At 73.1% G+C, this 17661-nt stretch carries 17 protein-coding genes; 9 read left to right on the forward strand and 8 right to left on the reverse strand.

Annotated elements, in window-relative coordinates; all coding sequences use genetic code 11:
* Both AB0J52_RS06630 and AB0J52_RS06635 read left to right on the forward strand, forming a co-directional pair.
* The coding region (locus tag AB0J52_RS06630; RefSeq protein WP_500180569.1) for an AMP-binding protein at positions 1–1437 on the forward strand (1437 nt) is incomplete at its 5' end.
* A 46-nt stretch (positions 1438–1483) separates the two neighbouring features.
* A complete protein-coding gene (locus AB0J52_RS06635; protein ID WP_500180570.1) occupies positions 1484–1876 on the forward strand; it encodes a response regulator transcription factor in 393 nt (130 codons plus the stop codon).
* 155 nt (positions 1877–2031) lie between these two features.
* On the opposite strand, the gene AB0J52_RS06640 is transcribed toward AB0J52_RS06635, so the two are convergent.
* Positions 2032–2421 carry a nuclear transport factor 2 family protein gene (locus AB0J52_RS06640; RefSeq protein ID WP_500180571.1) on the reverse strand — a complete coding sequence of 130 codons (390 nt, stop codon included), beginning with the start codon at positions 2419–2421 and terminating at the stop codon, positions 2032–2034.
* A gap of 50 nt (positions 2422–2471) precedes the next feature.
* A complete protein-coding gene (locus tag AB0J52_RS06645; protein WP_500180572.1) occupies positions 2472–3680 on the reverse strand; it encodes an MFS transporter in 1209 nt (402 codons plus the stop codon).
* Positions 3681–3773: 93 nt separating this feature from the next.
* Here AB0J52_RS06645 and AB0J52_RS06650 point away from each other — a divergent pair, with 93 nt between their 5' ends.
* On the forward strand, positions 3774–4349 hold the full coding sequence (locus tag AB0J52_RS06650) for a TetR/AcrR family transcriptional regulator (protein ID WP_500180573.1): 576 nt from the start codon (positions 3774–3776) through the stop codon (positions 4347–4349).
* Between the two features lie 145 nt (positions 4350–4494).
* Positions 4495–4800, forward strand: coding sequence for a cupin domain-containing protein (locus AB0J52_RS06655; protein ID WP_500180574.1), 306 nt, complete (start codon positions 4495–4497; stop codon positions 4798–4800).
* A gap of 136 nt (positions 4801–4936) precedes the next feature.
* On the opposite strand, the gene AB0J52_RS06660 is transcribed toward AB0J52_RS06655, so the two are convergent.
* From AB0J52_RS06660 to AB0J52_RS06675, 4 genes are all read right to left on the reverse strand, one after another.
* A complete protein-coding gene (locus tag AB0J52_RS06660) occupies positions 4937–5674 on the reverse strand; it encodes a dienelactone hydrolase family protein (RefSeq protein WP_500180575.1) in 738 nt (245 codons plus the stop codon).
* A 246-nt stretch (positions 5675–5920) separates the two neighbouring features.
* Positions 5921–7345 carry a GntP family permease gene (locus AB0J52_RS06665; protein ID WP_500180576.1) on the reverse strand — a complete coding sequence of 475 codons (1425 nt, stop codon included), beginning with the start codon at positions 7343–7345 and terminating at the stop codon, positions 5921–5923.
* An 11-nt stretch (positions 7346–7356) separates the two neighbouring features.
* On the reverse strand, positions 7357–8970 hold the full coding sequence (locus AB0J52_RS06670; protein ID WP_500180577.1) for an N-acyl-D-amino-acid deacylase family protein: 1614 nt from the start codon (positions 8968–8970) through the stop codon (positions 7357–7359).
* A gap of 1 nt (position 8971) precedes the next feature.
* Positions 8972–10222 (reverse strand): alanine racemase, encoded by a 1251-nt coding sequence (locus tag AB0J52_RS06675; RefSeq protein ID WP_500180578.1) that lies wholly within the window; start codon positions 10220–10222, stop codon positions 8972–8974.
* A 134-nt stretch (positions 10223–10356) separates the two neighbouring features.
* Between AB0J52_RS06675 and AB0J52_RS06680 the strand changes: the two genes are divergently transcribed.
* From AB0J52_RS06680 to AB0J52_RS06690, 3 genes are read left to right on the forward strand one after another with little or no spacing between them, the layout of a single operon-like run.
* Entirely contained in the window at positions 10357–11361 is a 1005-nt protein-coding gene (locus AB0J52_RS06680; RefSeq protein WP_500180579.1) for a sugar kinase, read from the forward strand.
* Positions 11358–12173: an IclR family transcriptional regulator gene (locus AB0J52_RS06685; protein WP_500180580.1), complete on the forward strand. Its 816-nt coding sequence runs from the start codon at positions 11358–11360 to the stop codon at positions 12171–12173. The genes AB0J52_RS06680 and AB0J52_RS06685 overlap by 4 nt, the downstream gene beginning before the upstream one ends.
* The gene (locus AB0J52_RS06690) at positions 12170–12574 is read left to right on the forward strand and encodes a RidA family protein (RefSeq protein WP_500180581.1); all 405 of its coding nucleotides are present in this window, start codon (positions 12170–12172) and stop codon (positions 12572–12574) included. Before AB0J52_RS06685 ends, AB0J52_RS06690 begins: the two co-directional genes overlap by 4 nt.
* A 29-nt stretch (positions 12575–12603) precedes the next feature.
* On the opposite strand, the gene AB0J52_RS06695 is transcribed toward AB0J52_RS06690, so the two are convergent.
* A complete protein-coding gene (locus tag AB0J52_RS06695) occupies positions 12604–13416 on the reverse strand; it encodes an ABC transporter permease (RefSeq protein WP_500180582.1) in 813 nt (270 codons plus the stop codon).
* A 110-nt stretch (positions 13417–13526) separates the two neighbouring features.
* Between AB0J52_RS06695 and AB0J52_RS06700 the strand changes: the two genes are divergently transcribed.
* A complete protein-coding gene (locus tag AB0J52_RS06700) occupies positions 13527–14372 on the forward strand; it encodes a polysaccharide deacetylase family protein (protein ID WP_500180583.1) in 846 nt (281 codons plus the stop codon).
* An 81-nt stretch (positions 14373–14453) separates the two neighbouring features.
* Here the strand turns inward: AB0J52_RS06700 and AB0J52_RS06705 are convergent, their stop codons facing one another.
* A complete protein-coding gene (locus AB0J52_RS06705; protein ID WP_500180584.1) occupies positions 14454–16691 on the reverse strand; it encodes an MMPL family transporter in 2238 nt (745 codons plus the stop codon).
* A 188-nt stretch (positions 16692–16879) separates the two neighbouring features.
* On the opposite strand from AB0J52_RS06705, the gene AB0J52_RS06710 reads away from it, so the two are divergent.
* The coding region (locus tag AB0J52_RS06710; RefSeq protein WP_500180585.1) for a sensor domain-containing protein at positions 16880–17661 on the forward strand (782 nt) is incomplete at its 3' end.

Raw genomic sequence — 17661 nt, forward strand, 5'->3', positions numbered from 1 at the left:
GTCGCCCGCGGCCTCGCCGCGCTCGGCGTCCGCAAGGGCGACCGGGTCGGCATCTGGGCCCCGAACGTCGCCGAGTGGGTGTTCGTCCAGTACGCGACGGCGAAGCTCGGCGCGATCCTGGTGAACATCAACCCCGCCTACCGGACGCACGAGCTGGAGTACGTGCTGAAGCAGGCCGGGATCCGCACGCTGGTCGCCGCGCCGTCGTTCAAGACGTCCGACTACGCGGCGATGATCGAGCAGGCGCGGCCGAACTGCCCGGACCTGCGGGACGTCCTGCTCCTCGGCCGCGACTCCTGGGCCGACCTGCTGGAGGCCGGGCGCGGCGGCGTCCTCCCCGAGGCCGTCCTGTCCGCCGACGACCCGATCAACATCCAGTACACGAGCGGGACGACCGGCTTCCCCAAGGGCGCGACGCTCTCCCACCACAACATCCTGAACAACGGCTTCTTCGTCGGCGAGATCTGCGGCTACGACGAGGAGGACCGGATCTGCGTCCCGGTGCCCTTCTACCACTGCTTCGGCATGGTGATGTGCAACCTGGCGGCCACCTCGCACGGCGCGTGCATCGTCATCCCCGCCCCGGGCTTCGACCCGGCGAAGACCCTCGCCGCGGTCGCCGCCGAGCGCTGCACGTCCCTGTACGGCGTCCCGACGATGTTCATCGCCGAGCTGAACGACCCGTCCTTCGCCGTGCACGACCTGTCCTCGCTGCGCACCGGGATCATGGCGGGCTCGCCCTGCCCGGTCGAGGTGATGAAGCAGGTCATCGACCGGATGGGGATGGCCGAGGTGACGATCTGCTACGGCATGACCGAGACCTCCCCGGTGTCCACGCAGACCCGCGCGGGCGACTCCCTGGAGCGCCGCGTCGGCACGGTCGGGACCGTCCACCCGCACCTGGAGGTCAAGGTCGTCGACCCGGAGACCGGCGCGCCGGTGCCGCGCGGCGTCCACGGCGAGCTGTGCACCCGCGGCTACTCGGTCATGCTCGGCTACTGGGACCAGCCCGGGCAGACCGCCCAGGTGATCGACGCGGCCCGCTGGATGCACACCGGCGACCTCGCCGCGATGGACGAGGACGGCTACGTCACGATCACCGGCCGGATCAAGGACATGGTCATCCGGGGCGGCGAGAACATCTACCCGCGCGAGGTGGAGGAGTTCCTGTTCACCCACCCCGACATCCTGGAGGCCCAGGTCATCGGCGTCCCGGACGAGAAGTACGGCGAGGAGCTGATGGCCTGGGTCCGGCTCCGCGCCGGCGCCGCCGCCCTCACCCCCGAGGCCCTGCGCGAGTACTGCGCCGGCCGCCTCGCCCACTACAAGATCCCCCGGTACGTGCACGTGGTGGACGACTTCCCGATGACGGTCACGGGCAAGGTCCGCAAGGTCCAGATGCGGGCGGAGGCGGTGGACATCCTCGGCCTGCCCTGACCCGCCCCGGTTGGCGTTCGCCGCCGATGCGGGCATGCTGACGTGCATGGACGAGCAGGACGCCGGCACCGCCCGCACCGCCGTCCTGCCCTCCCACCCGGGCTGGGAGGAGGTGCGGGCGGTCCACGCCGAACTGCTGGAACTCGCCGAGCGCGTCGCGGACCACGAGGTCCGCGACCGCCTCCGCGCGGCGTCCCGCCGCCTCGCCGCCGCCGGGACGCCCCCGGCCCGCCAGGCGCACCGCCCCAGGCTCTCGCCGCGCGAACTGGACGTCCTGGCCCAGGTCGCCCTCGGCTGCACCAACGCCGAGGCCGCCGCCCGCCTCGGCCTCCTCCCCGAGACCGTGAAGAGCTACCTCCGCTCCGCCATGCGCAAGCTGGACAGCCACACCCGCACCGAAGCCGTCTCCACCGCCCGCCGCCAAGGCCTCCTCCCCTGACCGCTGCGGGCGCGGCGCGGGTTCACCCTCTCGGCGGACGGCCTGACCTGGGACAAGCGCCAGTGCCCGTCCCCGCCGCGATGCGCTCCCACACCCCCGACTGCGGCTCCCTCATCGCGGTCTACACCGAGCAGTGAGCCCCTTCCCGCGCGGGTTCAGCCGGTGAGCTGGGCCTGGAAGACGGCGCTGTTGAAGTACGCCTTGGCGTCCCGGATGAGGCCCGTTTCGTCCAGCTCGTAGATGTTGATTCCGGACCAGTTGACCGGGCTGCCGTCCAGGGCGACGGCCGCGCCGCGCCAGGAGACCGCGACGTGGTCGCCGACGGTGTGGGCCTCGATGGGGGTCAGCCCCAGGAACGGCTGGAAGCGGGGTAGGACGGACGCGATGAAGTCGCGGATCGCGGCGCGTCCCACGATCGGCGCGGTGCCGATCGGGTCGTGGAAGACGCCGTCCTGGGCGAACGCGTTCGCCCAGGTGTCGGCGTCGCCCTCCTGGGACGCGCGGAAGAACTGGAGGACGGCGTGGGGCATGGCCGGAAACGTCATGGTGGTTCCTTCGGTCGAGTCGTTGTCGGGTGCGGGGGTCTGGTGGACGTTCATCGCGGTGAGGCCGTGGCCGGGCGCGCGGACGCCTCGTGGTGGCGGCGGTCGGCGAGGCGGACGGCGAAGGCGAGGGACGCGGCGAGCGCCATGAGCGCGCACACGCCGGGCCAGCCCAGGAGCGCGTAGGCGCGGACGCCGAGCCAGGATCCGGCGCTGCCGCCGAGGAACGAGCAGGTCATGTAGGCGGTGTTGAGCCGGCTGCGGGCCTCGGGGCGCAGGCCGAAGATGCGGGCCTGGTTGGCGACCTGGCTGCACTGCACCGCGACGTCGAGAAGCAGAAGGCCCAGGGTGAGCGCGACCAGTCCCGCCGCCCCGCCCAGGGCGCCCGCGGTGAGGACGGCCGCGGCGGCGAGGGTGGCTGCGACGCACCACGCGTTCACGCGGTCGGGGCCGTACCGGTCCACCCGGCGTCCGGCGGCGGGGGCGCAGAACATGCTCGCCGCCCCGATCAGCGCCAGCAGGCCGACCGCCTGGGCGTCCAGGCGGTAGCGGGGGCCGGTGAGCAGGAGGGCGAGCGCGGTCCAGGCCGCGCTGAACGCGCCGAAGAGCGTGGCCTGGTAGAGCGCGGAGCGGCGCAGGCCCGGCTCGGTGCGCAGCATCCGGACGGTGTCCGCGAGCAGGTGGAGGTACCGGTCGCGGACGGCCGGGGCGGTCGCGGGCAGAGTCAGGCCGAGGACGGCGGCGAGCAGCGCGGTGAGGGCTGCGGCGACCAGGTAGGGGGCGCGCCAGCCGAGGTGCTCGCCGAGCACACCGCCGAAGGTGCGGGCCAGCAGGATTCCTCCGATCAGGCCGCCCTGCAGAGTGCCGACCACCGCACCGCGCCGGTCCGGGGCGACCAGGCCCGCCGCCATCGGCAGCAGCAGTTGCGGAACCACGGTCGCGAGGCCGACCACGGCTCCGGCGGCGGCCAGGAGACCGGCGGACGGCGCGAGCCCGGCGGCCAGCAGCGCGCCGGCCGTCACCGCCAGCAGGACGGTGATCAGCGGACGGCGCGGGAGCCGGTCGCCGAGCGGGACGAGCAGGAAGATCCCGGCGGCGTAGCCGAGCTGGGTCACCGTCGCGACGCTCGCCGCGGTGGCCGGCGTGACGCGCAGCCCGTCCGCGACCAGCGGCGTGAGGGCCTGCGGAAAGTACACGTTCGCCACGCTGACCCCGCAGGCCAGCGCCATCACCAGCGGCAGCCGCCGCCCGAGTCCGGACATCGTCGCTCCTACCGAACGAACTGGATGGTTCGGAAGGAGCGTGGCAGACCGCCGCCCGGATCGTCAAACGAACCGGTTCGTTACCATCGGGACATGGCATACGACTCCACGGCGACCAAGGAGCGGATCCTCGCGGCGGCGGCCTCCGAGTTCGCCGCGCACGGCGTCGCCGGGGCCCGCGTGGACCGCATCGCCGCGCAGGCCAAGGCCAACAAGCGGGCGATCTACGACTACTTCGGCGACAAGAACGAGCTGTTCGCCGCCGTCCTCGAACGCCTGATGGCCGACCTCGCCGAGGCCGTCCCGCCCGGGGACGACGACCTGGCGGCCTACGCCGGACGCCTGTTCGACCACCACCGCGCCCACCCCGAGGCGCTGCGCCTGCTCATGTGGGAGGCGCTCGAACTCGGCGGCGACCGGCCCGTCCCGGGCGAGGCGGCCCGTACCCGCCACTACCAGGAGAAGGTCCGGGCCAGCCGCACCCCGGACGACGAGGACGACCCGCGGGACCGCCTGTTCCTCACCCTCGGCCTGATCGGCTGGACCCTCGCCATGCCGCAGCTGCGCCGCATGGTCCTCGGCCCCGACCACTCCCTCGACCAGCTCCGCGAGACCATCGTCCAAACCGTCCGCGCCCTCCCGCCCGCAGCCCGCGACTCCTCCCCCTGAGGGCGTCCGCGCCGGGCGTTCGTGGTCTTTGCCAAACGGTCGACCAACTGTCGGGCCTGGTCGGATAGCTTCCAACGCATCCCATTGATCTTGATGTGCGGGCCCGTTCGGAGCGACCGACCGGGCCCGTTTGGAGGCGTGCGCCGTGAGTGTGGTCAACCTGTCGAAGACGGCCGCCGGACTTCCGGAGGCGTGGAGCTCGCTGGAGCTGGGCCGGGTGGGGACGGCATGCGTGAAGGTGCTGCGCATGGACGAGATGCCGGTGGCGGAGGAGAGCCACAGCGCCGCTGAGGCGCTCATCGTTCTCGACGGCCTGCTGGAATTGGTGGTGGACGGCGCTCCGGTGTCGGTGCGGGCGGGCGAGATGTTCATGGTCGCGGCGGGGACCGCGCACACCGTCCGTCCGGGCAGCCATGGCACCCTGGTGATCGTGGAACTCCCGGACGAGTGAGGGGCGCGTCGGCCGCGTCCGTCAGCGGGGCCATCACCCCTCGCCACTGAACTCCGTCCGAACGGCGTGCGGGTGCGGTTCTCGCGCTGCACCCGCACGCCGAGCTCCACCTGAAGGACGGCCGGGAGCTTCGGGACTAGCTCAGGTGGCGGGTGAAGAACCTGGCTGCGGGCTCGGCCTCGAACTGCGGGACGCCGGTGTGGCCGCCCATGTTGGCGTGCAGCGTCTTCTCCTTGGTGCCGAAGGCGTCGAACAGATCCAGCGCGATCTGCCGGTCGTTGCCCTCGTCGTCCCACTGCAGCAGGACGTGCAGCGGGATGGTGACCTGCCGGGCCTCCTCAAGGATGGTGCGGGGCACGAAGCTCCCGGCGAACAAGACGGCGGCCGAAACGCGGGGCTCGACCACCGCCAGCCGGACGCCGATGGAGATCACGCCGCCCGAGTAACCGACCGGGCCGCCGATCTCGGGCAGGGCGAGGACGGCGTCCATGGTGGCCTGCCATTCCGGGACGGCCTTCTCGACCAGCGGGAGGACGAGCCGGTCGACGATGTCGTCGGAGACCGGTCCGCCGGCCTCCAGCGCACGGCGCAGGTCGGCGCGGGCCTGTTCGACCTCGGGCTCCCGGGGGCGGTCGCCGCTTCCGGGAAGCTCGATGGTGACCGCCGCGAAACCGTCCGCCGCGCAGTGCCGGGCCCGGCCCACCAGCCGGGGCCGCATCCTCTCCAGTCCGCCGGGGTGGCCGATCAGGATCAGCGGGACCGGCGCGGAGGCGGACGCGGACGCGGGCGTCCACAGGATGCCGGGGATCCCGCCGAGGGTGAATTCGCGTTCGAGGACGCCGTCGTCAAGGCGTCGCTCGGAGGTGAACTGCATGGTCGTGCCTTTCGGGAGTGCTCTGAACGGCGCTCCCGGACGACCTATCGTCCGACCGTGGCCCCAGAGGGGAGCACCCATGTCGTTACCAGGTTCACGGGTACCACCTCCTCGTTCTCTTGCACGGCCTCCGGCAAGGTAGCAGCGACCGCCGCAGCCCGCCAACGGGTTTTCCCGCCGGACGCACATGGGCACGCGACGACGCGGCGCTCAGGGGGTGGGCCGCCGCGTCGTCGGGGGGGGGGGTTAGATGAAGGTGCTGAGGGTGGCGGCTATGGCGAAGCCGACCACCGAGAGGATCGTTTCCAGGACCGTCCAGGTCCTGAGGGTGTCGCGGACGGAGAGGTTGAAGTAGCGCGACACGATCCAGAAGCCGCCGTCGTTGACGTGCGAGGCGATGATCGAGCCCGCCGAGATCGCGACGGCGATCAGGGCCAGGTGGGCCTGGGAGTGGTGTTCGCCGTGCAGGAGCGGCCCGACGATCCCTCCCGTGGTGACGATCGCGACGGTCGCGGAGCCCTGGGCGAGGCGCAGACCGCAGCTGATCAGGTAGGCCAGGACGATGATCGGGAGCCCGGCGTCCGCCATGGTGGTGGCGAGGGCCTTGCCGACGCCGGTCGCGGAGATGACCGCGCCGAAGAACGCGCCGCCGCCGACGACCAGCAGGATCATGCCGACCGGACGCAGCGAGCGGGTGGCGAGGTCGGACAGCTCCTTGGCCGGGATGCCGCGCCGGATGCCCAGCAGGTAGCTGGCCAGCAGGACGGCGATGGTGAGCGCGACGGCGGGCGTGCCGAGGAAGGTGAGGACGGGCAGGACGCCGCTGCCCTTCCACCACACGTCGCCGAACGTGGCGAGCAGGATCAGCACCAGCGGGACCAGGATGACCAGGCCGACCAAGGCCAGGGACGGCTCGGGACGCCGGTCGGCGACGGCAGTTTCTTCGCCGGTCTCCCCATCGGCCTCTTCGCGGGCCTCCTCGCCGACCGTGTAGTCCTCCGGGACGGTCGCCTCGACGCGCTTGCCGATCCACGTGCCCCAGGCGACGCCCGCCACCAGGAAGGCGGGGATGCCGCAGATCAGGCCCATGATGATCAGCCAGCCGAGGGACACGCCGAGCAGGCCGGACGCGGCGACCGGGCCGGGGTGCGGCGGCAGGAACGCGTGCGTCATCGACAGGCCGGCGAGCATCGGCAGCGCGTACAGGACGAGCGACCGTCCGCCGCGCCGGGCGGTGATGTAGACCAGCGGCGCCAGGACGAAGATGCCGATGTCGAAGAAGACGGGCACCCCGAAAATGAGCCCGACGAGGCCCATCACCAGGGGCGCGCGCTTCTCGCCGAAGACGTTCAGGAGTTTTCGGGTGAGGACGTCGGCTCCGCCGGACGCCTCCAGGATCGCGCCGAGGATCGTCCCCAACCCGATGATGGGGGCGATGTGCCCGAGGATGCCGCCGAAGCCTGTTTCCAGTAGGGACGTCTTGGAGCTGAGGGCCGTCCCGACGATCTGCGAGACGGGGAGTCCGGCGGCGAGCGCGAGGGCGAGGCCGGACACCAGCAGGGAGATGAACGGTTCGAGCCTGATCTTGATGATGAGCACGAGCAGCAGGGCGATCGCCAGCGCGCACAGCAGGAGCAGGCCGCCCGTGTCGTGGCGGAGCCAATGAACCATGGGGGTGCCTCTCAGGGGGTGGAGGTGGTGTCCCTGCCGCGCCGCAGGGCGTGGCCGGGGAGTGCGCCGGTCGGGCGGCCGCCGTCGAGGACGGGGACGCCGTTGACCAGCACGTGCGTGATGCCTTCGGGGACGGTCCGGGGGGACTCGAAGGTGGCGGTGTCCCGCACGGCGGCGGGGTCGAACAGGACGAGGTCGGCGTGGTATCCGGCGCGGACGAGGCCGCGCTCGCGCAGCCGGAGCCGCCGCGCGGGCCGTCCGGTGAGGTGCGCGACGCACTCTTCGAGGGAGAGGACGCCCAGGTCGCGGACGTAGCGGGCGAGGTAGCGGGGGAACGTCCCGTACGCGCGGGGGTGCGGTTTCGCGCCGGGCGCGAGCGGCAGCAGGCCGTCGCTGCCGCCGGTGTGCGCGGGGTGCCGCATGATCGCCTGGACGTTCTCCTCGTGCCCGACGTGCTGCAGGATCGTGGTGCCGAAGTCGTCGGCGGCGAGCAGGTCGCGGAAGACGTCGAAGGCGGGGCGTCCCGAGGACGCGGCGAGCGCGGCGACGGTGCGCCCGACCGCGCCGGGGACGCGGGAGCCGGAGATCTCGATGGTCTCCCACTCGACCGGGACGCCGTGGCAGCCGTCCGAGCCGTCCTCCTCCATGATCCGCCGGATCCGCTCGGCGGACGCGGGGTCGGCGAGCCGGGCGAGCGCGGCGGCGGGTCCGCCCTCGGCGGCGCGGCTGGGCAGCAGGGCCGCGAGCGTGGTGGATCCGGGCAGGTAGGGATAGGTGTCGAGGGTGATGTCGCAGCCGCCGGCGAGCGCGTCGTCCAGCAGTGCGAGCAGGTCGGCGGCGCGTCCCTTGTTCACGCCGAAGTTCATCGTGGCGTGCGCGAGGTGCAGCGGGCAGCCGGAGCGGCGCGAGATCTCGACCACCTCGGCGTACGCGCCGAGCGCGCCCGCGCCGTACGAGCGGTGGTGCGGCGAGTAGTAGCCACCGAGCCCGGCGACGACCCGGCACAGCTCTACGAGTTCGTCGTCGGTGGCGTACATGCCGGGCACGTAGGTAAGGCCGCTGGACATGCCGACCGCGCCCTCCCGCATCCCGGTCGCGACGAGGTCGCGCTGCCGGTCGAGTTCGGCCGGGGTGGGTTCGCGGGCGTCCCAGCCCATGGCGAGCATCCGGACGCTGCCCTGCGGGACGAGGTAGGCCGCGTTGACCGCGATGCCGCCGTCGAGCCGGTCGAGGTACTCGCCGACGGTCCGCCACGACCAGTCGAAACCGTCCGGGTCGCCGTTCCAGCCCGCGATGGTCTGCCGGACGGTCGCCAGCGTCGCGTCCGACACCGGCGCGTACGACAGGCCGTCCTGCCCGATGACCTCGCACGTCACGCCCTGGGCGACCTTCGCGAGGTGGCCGGGGGCGGCGAGCAGCGCGAGGTCGGAGTGCGCGTGCATGTCGATGAAGCCGGGCGCGAGGACGAGCCCGTCCGCGTCGACGACCCGCGCGGCGGGCGGCGCGGGGGAAGAAGGCGTGGCGATCTCGGCGATGCGCCCCTCGGCGACGCGGACGTGCGCGCGGTACGCGGGGGCCCCGGTGCCGTCGACGACGGTCGCGTCCCGGAAGAGCAGCCCGGACACGTCAGAACCAGGTCCGGACGAGGTCGACCACGACCGGGTCGGCGTCGTCGGCGGACGAGAGCACCGGGATGAGCTGCCACTTGTCCATGGCGGTGCACGGATGCGACAGCCCGAACCGGACGACGTCCCCGACCTCGACGTCCGCGTCGCGGAGGAACGCGTGCTGGTCGGCGAGGGCGCTGACGTGCGCGTTCGCGACCGGCGTCGCGCCGCGTCCGCGCACGAGCTGCGGCACGGGCAGGCCCTCGTCGAACGGCAGGTCGCGCTTGCCGGTGTCCACGAGCGCGAGGCCGCGTTCGGGGCGGGAGACGACGCGTCCCCAGCCGTGCATCGCCGACCGGAACCGCTCCCCCTCGGCGGCGCGGGCCAGGGGCGAGATGCCCCGGTAGAAGCCGTCGTCGTGGATGAGGTACGCGCCGGAGCGCAGGATCACGCGGGCGGACGGCAGCGCGCCCAGCACGTCCACGACCTGGTCGAAGTAGGCGCTGCCGCCCGCCGTCGCGATCGGCGCGTCCACCTCGAAGGAGAGGCGTCCGAACAGGTCGGCGAAGCGGCGCAGGTAGCCGTCCACGATGTCGAGCGAGGCGGCGGACGCGTCGTGCGCGAACGCACCCTCGTACCCGGCGACGCCCGCGAGGCGCAGCGTCGGCGCGGACCGGATCGCGGCGGCGACGGCCTCCGCCTCGCCGAGGGTGCGCGTCCCGGTGCGTCCGTCCGGTCCGCCGAGTTCGACGCAGACGTCCACCGGACGGGACGCTTCGGCGCCGCGCAGCGCGGCGTCCATCAGCTCGACCGTGCGCACCGAGTCGGCCCAGGACAGGAACTCGAACCCGGGGTCGCGGGCGAGCTCGGCGGCGATCCAGGCGAGCCCGGCGGGGTCGAGCAGGGAGTTGGCGAGCATCAGCCGCCGCACGCCGAAGGCGCGGGCGACGCGGAGCTGCGGGAGGTTCGCGAGCGTGATGCCCCAGGCCCCGGCGTCGAGCTGCGCCTTCCAGAGCTGCGGCGCCATCGTCGTCTTGCCGTGCGGCGCGAGTTCGACGCCCGCGTGGGCCGTCCAGCCCGCCATCAGCGCGAGGTTGTGGTCGAGCGCGGCGGCGTCGAGCGTGAGCAGCGGCGTGCCGAGGTCGCCGAGGGCGGGCCGGGCGGCCAGGTGCTCGGCGACCGTGCGGCCGTGCGCCTCCGCCGGGACGGCCTGGAACCGCCAGTCGAGCCGCTCGCCGCGCAGGGCCGCCACCGCTTCGCCGTCGATCATCACCACTCCCGCCTTCGCCGTTGCATCCCTTGCAACACTCATTGCACAATGCGTTGTGCCGGTTGTAGCATCGCGATCATGAGCGGGTCAACGGGGGCCGCGCCGGAACGACGAGCTCGGGGAGCAGCGCGAACATGAAGCGGCAGTCGCCGGTGGCCTGCGTGGGCGAGTCCATGGCCGCGCTCCTGCCGGACCGTCCCGGCCCGCTGGAACACGTCGAGGCCTTCCGGCACACGACCGGCGGCGCGGAGGCGAACGTGGCGCGCGGACTCGCCGCGCTCGGCGTCCCGGCCGCCTGGGTCGGACGCGTCGGAGCCGACGGCTTCGGCCGCCGCGTCCTCGCCGACCTCGCCGCCTCGGGCGTGGACGTCTCCGGCGCCGAGACCGACCCGCACCGCCCGACCGGCCTGTACGTCAAGGAGACCGGGCCGGACGGCAGCGTCCTGCACTACTACCGCGAAGGGTCGGCCGGGTCCGCGCTCTCCCCCGCGCTGCTGGACGCCCCGGTGCTGCGTGACGCGCCCCTCGTCCACCTGTCGGGCATCACGCCGGCGTTGTCGGCGAGCGCGCACGCCCTGGTCGCCGGACTGCTGCGGCAGCGCGTTCCCGGCCGTCTGACCAGCTTCGACCTGAACTACCGTCCGGCGCTCTGGCCGCCGGGCGCCGACCCGGCCGCGACCCTGCGCCCGCTGCTGGACGCCGCCGACATCGTCCTGCTCGGCGCGGACGAGGCCGAGGCCGTCCTCGGCACCGGCGACCCGGCGAAGCTCCGCGCGCTGCTCCCCGGCCCGGACACCATCGTCGTCAAGGACGACCGGCACCGCGCCACCGCCGTCACCCGCTCCCCCGCCGCCCCCGCGCGGGCGGCGGTGGACGTGACCACAACCGTGCCCGCGCTGCGCGTCGAGGTGGTCGAGCCGGTCGGAGCCGGGGACGCCTTCGCCGCCGGGTTCCTGGCCGGTACGCTGCGCGGGCTGGACCCGCGCGGACGGCTGCGGCTCGGCCACCTGGCCGCCGCCGGCGCGCTGGTCGTGCCCGGCGACCACGGGCCGCCGCCCCCGCCCGACCGGATCGCCGCGCTGCTGGCCGCGACGCCCGCGGAGTGGGCGGCCGCCACCATCACTCGGGGGACACGATGAGTCAGAGCCTCGCCCGCGGGCTGGCGCTGCTGCGCGGCCTCGCCGACGGCCCGCGCTCCCTGGACGACCTCGCGGCCGAGCTCGGCGTCCACAAGACGACCGTGCTGCGGCTGCTGCGCGTCCTGGAGGACGACCGGTTCGTGCACCGCGACGGCGACCACCGCTTCCACCTCGGCTCGCGGCTGTTCGAGCTGTCGGGGGCGGCGCTCGACCAGCGCGGCGTGCGGCGCGTCGCCGCCCCGCACCTGGCGCGGCTGAACGACCGCACCGGGCAGACCGTCCACCTCGGCGTGTACGAGGGCGGCGAGGTCGTCTACCTGGACAAGTACGACTCGCGGCACGCCGTCCGGATGTACTCGCGGGTCGGCCTGCCGATGCCGCTGCACGCGACCGCGATCGCCAAGGTGCTGCTCGCCGACCTGCCGGAGGCGCGCCGCCGCGCGGTCGCCGCCGCCATCGAGTACACCCCGTTCACCCCGAACACCCTGACCGGCCCGGACGCGCTGCTCGCCGAGCTCGACCGGGTCGCGGCGCGCGGCTACGCCGTGGACGACGCCGAGCACGAGACGTTCATCCACTGCGTCGCGGCCCCGGTGCGGGACGCGTCCGGACGCGTCGTCGCGGCGGCGTCCGTCTCCGTCCCGGACCTCGCGCCGCTCGCGCCCGAGCACGTCACCGATCTGCTGCCCGACCTGCTGGAGGCGGCGGCGGCCATCTCCGCCGACTTCGGCCACCGCCCCCGGCCGGACCGCTCCGGCGCACACCACCCGGAAACGAAGCATCCGGAAACGAAGGGAAACCAGTACGCATGACCGCCAAGACCGAGGTCCGCTCCGACGGCGCGCCCGCCCCCGCGTGGGTCTTCTCGCAGGGCGTCCGCAAGGGTCCGCTGCTCCAGGTGTCCGGGCAGGGCCCGCAGGACCCGGAGACCGGCGCGTACCTACACCTGGGTGACGTGAAGGCGCAGACGACGCGCGTCCTGGAGAACATCCGCGCGATCCTGGAGGCGGGCGGCGCGTCCGTCGAGGACGTCATGATGTTCCGCGTCTACCTCACCAAGCGCGACGACTTCGCCGCGATGAACGAGGCGTACGGCGAGTTCGTCAAGAAGTACTCGGGCGACACCCCGCTGCCCTGCCGCACCACGGTGTTCGTCGAGCTCCCGCACGAGGACATGCTCGTGGAGATCGACGCCCTCGCCTGCGTCCTCTGAGCACTGCCGCCCGCACGTCCTCCCGCGCTTCAGTGCGGGGAGCGCGGCGGGCCGAAGCGGCCGGTCGCCACCAGCTCCAGCGTGAGCAGCGCGGACGCCGACTCGACGGCCAGCAGGGCGATCAGCACGAGCAGCTGGGCGGCGCCCGCCTGGACCGGGTCCGCGCCGCCCAGCAGGACGCCGACGAACGCGCCGGGCAGCGTGACCAGCCCGACGGTGCGGGTCTGGTCGATCACCGGGACGAGCGCCAGCGCCGCCGCCGGACGGCACACCTCCAGCGCCGCGTCGCGCCGCGCCAGCCCGAGCGCGAGCCCGCCCTCGTACTCGCCGCGCCGCTGCCACAGGTCGTCCAGGCCGCGGCGGCCGGTGAGCGCGGTCGCGGTCATCGCGCCACCGATGAGGATGCCCGCGATCGGGAGCACGGCGACCGGACGCAGCGGAACGAGCCCGGTCGCGAGCAGCAGCACCAGCGCCGGGACGACCCCGGACGCGATGGCGAGCGCCGCCCACCCGGCCGGCCGGACGGAATCCCGGACCGCCGCGAGACGGCGGGCCCGCGCCGACCGCGTCGTCTGCGCTGTCCGTGCCGTCTGTGCCGTCTGCGCGGCCCGCCCGCGGATGCGGCGCGCCGCGGTGAAGCCCGCGATGGTCAGCATCGCGGCGATGAAGCAGCCGGTCAGCGGGCCGCTGCGCAGCACGGCGGCGATGAGCAGCGACACGGCGGACAGCTGCACGACCGCGCGCGCCGCGGCGGTCGCGACGTCGCGCGAGAGGCCGAGTCCGCCCGCCCGGACGAGCAGGACCGCGGCGACGGTCAGCGCGCCGAGGACGAGCCCCAGCAAAGGCCCAACGGACGGTGTTCCGGTCATCGTGCGACGGCAGGTTTCATTTCAACGTATTGTGACCTGATTCCGGCACCGTGGGGTCCGGAACCCCCGCTAACGTGGGGCATGTGGCGGATACGGGGACGAGCGGGCCGACCCGGCGAGTCGCGCTCACGCTGATGGGCGCCGCCGGGCTCGCGGTGCTCGGCGCGGACGATGTTCTGCACGGCCGCGCGCATGCCGCGCGCGTCAGTCAGACGGCCAACGCCGGTCATCCGGGAGCGACGCCCAAGCCTACGCCGACGCCGAAACCCACCCCGGTTCCCACGCCGCGCCCGGCGTCCTGGTCGCAGCAGCGGCTGACCCTCGTCAAGGCCCCGATCCGGGACCTGTTCACCGACGTCAGCCCGCCCGCGCCGCCGAACTCGATCGCGCTGACGATCGACGACGGCCCGCATCCGACCTGGACGCCGCAGGTGCTCGACGTGCTCGCCGAGCACGACGTGCGCGCGACGTTCTTCCAGATCGGCGAGCAGGTCCAGGAGTTCCCGAAGCTGACCCGCCGGGTCGTGGAGGCCGGGCACCAGATCTGCAACCACACCCAGACGCACCCGATCCCGTTCGACCGGCTCAAGGGCAAGCGCCTCAAGAAAGAGGTCATGGAGCCGTACCACCGCGTCGCGGACGTCACGGGCGTCGTCCCGACGCTGTTCCGCGCCCCGGGCGGCGCGTGGTCGAAGGCGAACCTGGAGCTGATCGCCGAGCACGGCATGCTCCCGGTGGACTGGGCCGTCGACCCGAGGGACTGGTCCCGTCCGGGCGTCGGGCACATCCGCCGGACGATGCTGTCGGCGAAGGCCGGCAACGTCCTGCTCTGCCACGACGGCGGCGGCGACCGCTCCCAGACGGTCGCCTCCCTGCGCGCCGTCATCCCCAAGCTCAAACACCGGGGCCTGCACTTCGTCACCCTCTGAGCGGCCTCCCCAAGACACCACGAAGCCCCCGGCCGCGTCTCGCGGCCGGGGGCTCGGCGTTCTACGCCGGCCGTCTCCTCGTCAGCGGGTCAGGAGGGGCGCGGCGGGACGCGCCGGGGTCTCCGGCTCGCCGTGCGACACGTGCGGAAGCCAGCCGAGCCAGCGCGGCACCCACCAGTTGGCGCGGCCCAGCATCGCCATCACGGCGGGCAGCAGGATCACCCGGACGATCGTCGCGTCGATCAGGACGGCGACCGCGAGGCCGACGCCGAGCTGCTTGAAGTCCTGCATGGACAGCGTCCCGAAGATGCCGAACGTGGCGATCATGATGACGGCGGCGCTGGTCACGACGCCCGCGGTGGCGCGCACGCCGTCCGCGACGGCGCGGGTGGTCGGCATGCCCTGGTCGTGCGCCTCGCGGATCCGGGAGACCACGAAGACGTGGTAGTCCATCGACAGCCCGAACAGGACGACGAAGACGAACAGCGGGATCCAGGACTCCAGCGCGCCGACCGGGTGCGTGGCGACCAGCGACGCGCCCCAGCCGTGCTGGAAGACGGCCGCCATGACGCCGTAGGCGGCGCCGACCGACAGCAGGTTCAGCACGATCGCGGTCGCCGCGATCACCGGCGAGCGGAAGAACACCAGCATCAGCAGGAACGTCACGCCCATCACGAACAGGAACACCGGCAGGATGCTGGTCCGGAGCCGTCCGTTGAAGTCCTCGGAGAAGGCGAGGTGGCCGGTGACCTCGGCCTGGCCGACCTTCGCGACGGTGTGCGGGACGACCTGCCCGCGCAGCGTCTTCAGCGCGTGCAGGGAGGTCTCGTCCGTGCCGTTCCCGGCGAGCGGGACCTCGATCTGCGCCACGTGCGCGCCGTGCGTCCGGACGTTGATCGGGTTGTTCATCTCGCCGGTCGCGAGCGCCTCCTTCTTCAGCGCCGCGATCGCCTGCCTCACCGGCGCGGCGTTGATGTCGTCCGCCTTGACGACCACGACCGCGGGGCCGGGGCTGCCGGGGAACGCCTTGTTGATGGCCGTGTAGGTCTTCGCGATCGGCTCGCTCTGCGGCATCTGCTGGTTGAGGTCGAGCTTCTGCGTCTTCAGGCCGAGCGCGGGCGCGGCGAGGACGAGCAGCACGCCGGTCGCGAGGACGGCGGCGACGCCGGGCCGGGCGAGGACGGGACGCAGCAGCGCGCCGACGATCCGCCCGCCCTGCCGCGCCGGAACCTGGCCGTGGACCTGGCCATGGGCCTGGCCGGCGGCCTGGCCCTTCGCGCGGCGGCCGCGGCGCGGGGTCCGGTTGAGGAACGGGACGCGGCCGAGCTCGACCTTGTCGCCGAGCAGGGACAGCAGCGCGGGCAGGACGGTCACCGAGCCGAGCATCGCGACGCAGACGACCAGGATCGTGGCGAGCGCGAACCCCTCGAAGATCCCCATCCCGGTGATGAACATCCCGGCCATCGCCACCATGACGGTCAGGCCGGACACCAGCACCGACCGTCCGGAGGTGGCGGCGGCGATCCGCAGCGCGGCCTCGCGGTCCCGGCCGAGCGTCCGCTCCTGGCGCTCGCGCTGCAGGTAGAACAGGCAGTAGTCGACGCCGACGGCGAGGCCCATGAGCAGCATCACCGAGTTGGTCGAGTCGTCCACGTGCATGACGTGGCTGATCGCGCCCATCAGGCCGAGCGAGGCGAGGAACGCGGTGAAGGCGAGCGCGACCGGAAGCAGCGCGGCGAGCAGCGCCCCGAACGCGACCAGCAGGATGCCGAGGGCGAGGGGCAGCGCGGTGATCTCGGCGCGCTTGAAGTCGTTGCCGACCGCGTTGTCGAACCACTTGCCGGCGCTCGTGCCGCCGAACTGCCCGATCGTGACGTCGGGGTTCGCCTTCTGCGCGGCGGCCGTCACGTCCAGGATCGGCTGGACGTGCTCGTCGGCCTTCTCCGGGTCGCCGGCGATGTCGAACACGACCAGCCGGTCCCGCGCGTCCTTGCCGACCAGTGTCGGCTTCATGTTCGTGACCTGCCCGGACGCCTGCATCCGCGACCGCACGTCCGCCACGGCCCTGGTCAGCGCGCCGGCGTCGCCCGAGTGCAGCAGCACCATCTCGGTCGACGGGTCGTCGATCTTCGCGTCGTAGATGATCTTCTCGGCGCGGGCCGACGACCCGACGCCCTGCTCGTACGGCTTCAGCTTCTCGGTGCCGGACATCCCGCCGAGCACCGAGGTCAGCACGACGAAAGCGAGCCATCCGACGATGGCGACGGTGCGGTGGCGGGCACTCCAGTGGCCCAGCCGCTCCGCGAGGTTCCTCTTCATGGTGGTCCCTGATGCTCGGTGGGGGGTACACCACGAACGCTATGAACTGGCCGTTTGCTGGAGAATGGCGCTACGTGCCGATCTGGGGTGTACCTGGGTACACCCCCCGCTTCGGGTTCCCGGCACACTGCGCGCACCGTCCCGTCCCCGAAGAATGAGTGGCAGACGGCAGGAATGAGGAGGATCCGGTGAACGGTGAAGTCGGTCTGAGGGACGGCGGCGCGAGCGTGCGGAACGGCGGCGCGGGCGGCGTCGGGCAGTACCTGGTGGCCCCCCTGCGGGGCGTGCGGCTCTGGCTGCTGGGCTTCCCTCTGCTGTTCGCCTCCCTGGCGGTGATGATCTCCCTCTCCCTGGTGGGCGCGGGCGTGGGCATCTTCCTGGTGCCGCCCGCGGTCATGATGCTGCGCGGCCTGCTCGACCTCTACCGCCGCCGGGTGTCCGACTGGACGGGCCGGACCGTCGAGCGGCCCTACCTGCCCGTCCCCGAGGACGCCACCGCCTTCCAGCGCTTCGCCGCGCTCATGCAGGACCCGGCGACCTGGCGCGACATGGCGTTCCTGCTGATCGACCCCGTCGTCGCCATGTGCACCGCGTTCCTGTCCTTCCTGCTCGTCCTGTACGGGATCTACGGCTGGCTGCTGGCGGCGTTCCTCGGCCGGATCATCAAGGAGCACGGCGGGAACGACTGGTACACCTTCATCCCGATGCAGGGCAGCTTCTCCGACCACCCGGTCAACGCGGGGCTGATCGCGGCGCTCGGCACCGTCTACGGCCTCCTCGGCCTGTACTTCGGCCCGCGCCTGATGGACGTGTACGGCCGCTGGACGCAGTCGCTGCTCGGCCCGACCGAGAAGTCCCGGCTCGCGCTGCGCGTCCGGCACCTCGCCGAGACCCGCGCGGACGCCGTGGACACCTCGGCCCGCGAGCTGCGCCGCATCGAGCGCGACCTGCTCGACGGCGCGCAGGCCCG

The sequence above is a fragment of the Spirillospora sp. NPDC049652 genome (assembly GCF_040675125.1).
Classification (GTDB): Bacteria; Actinomycetota; Actinomycetes; order Streptosporangiales; family Streptosporangiaceae; genus Spirillospora.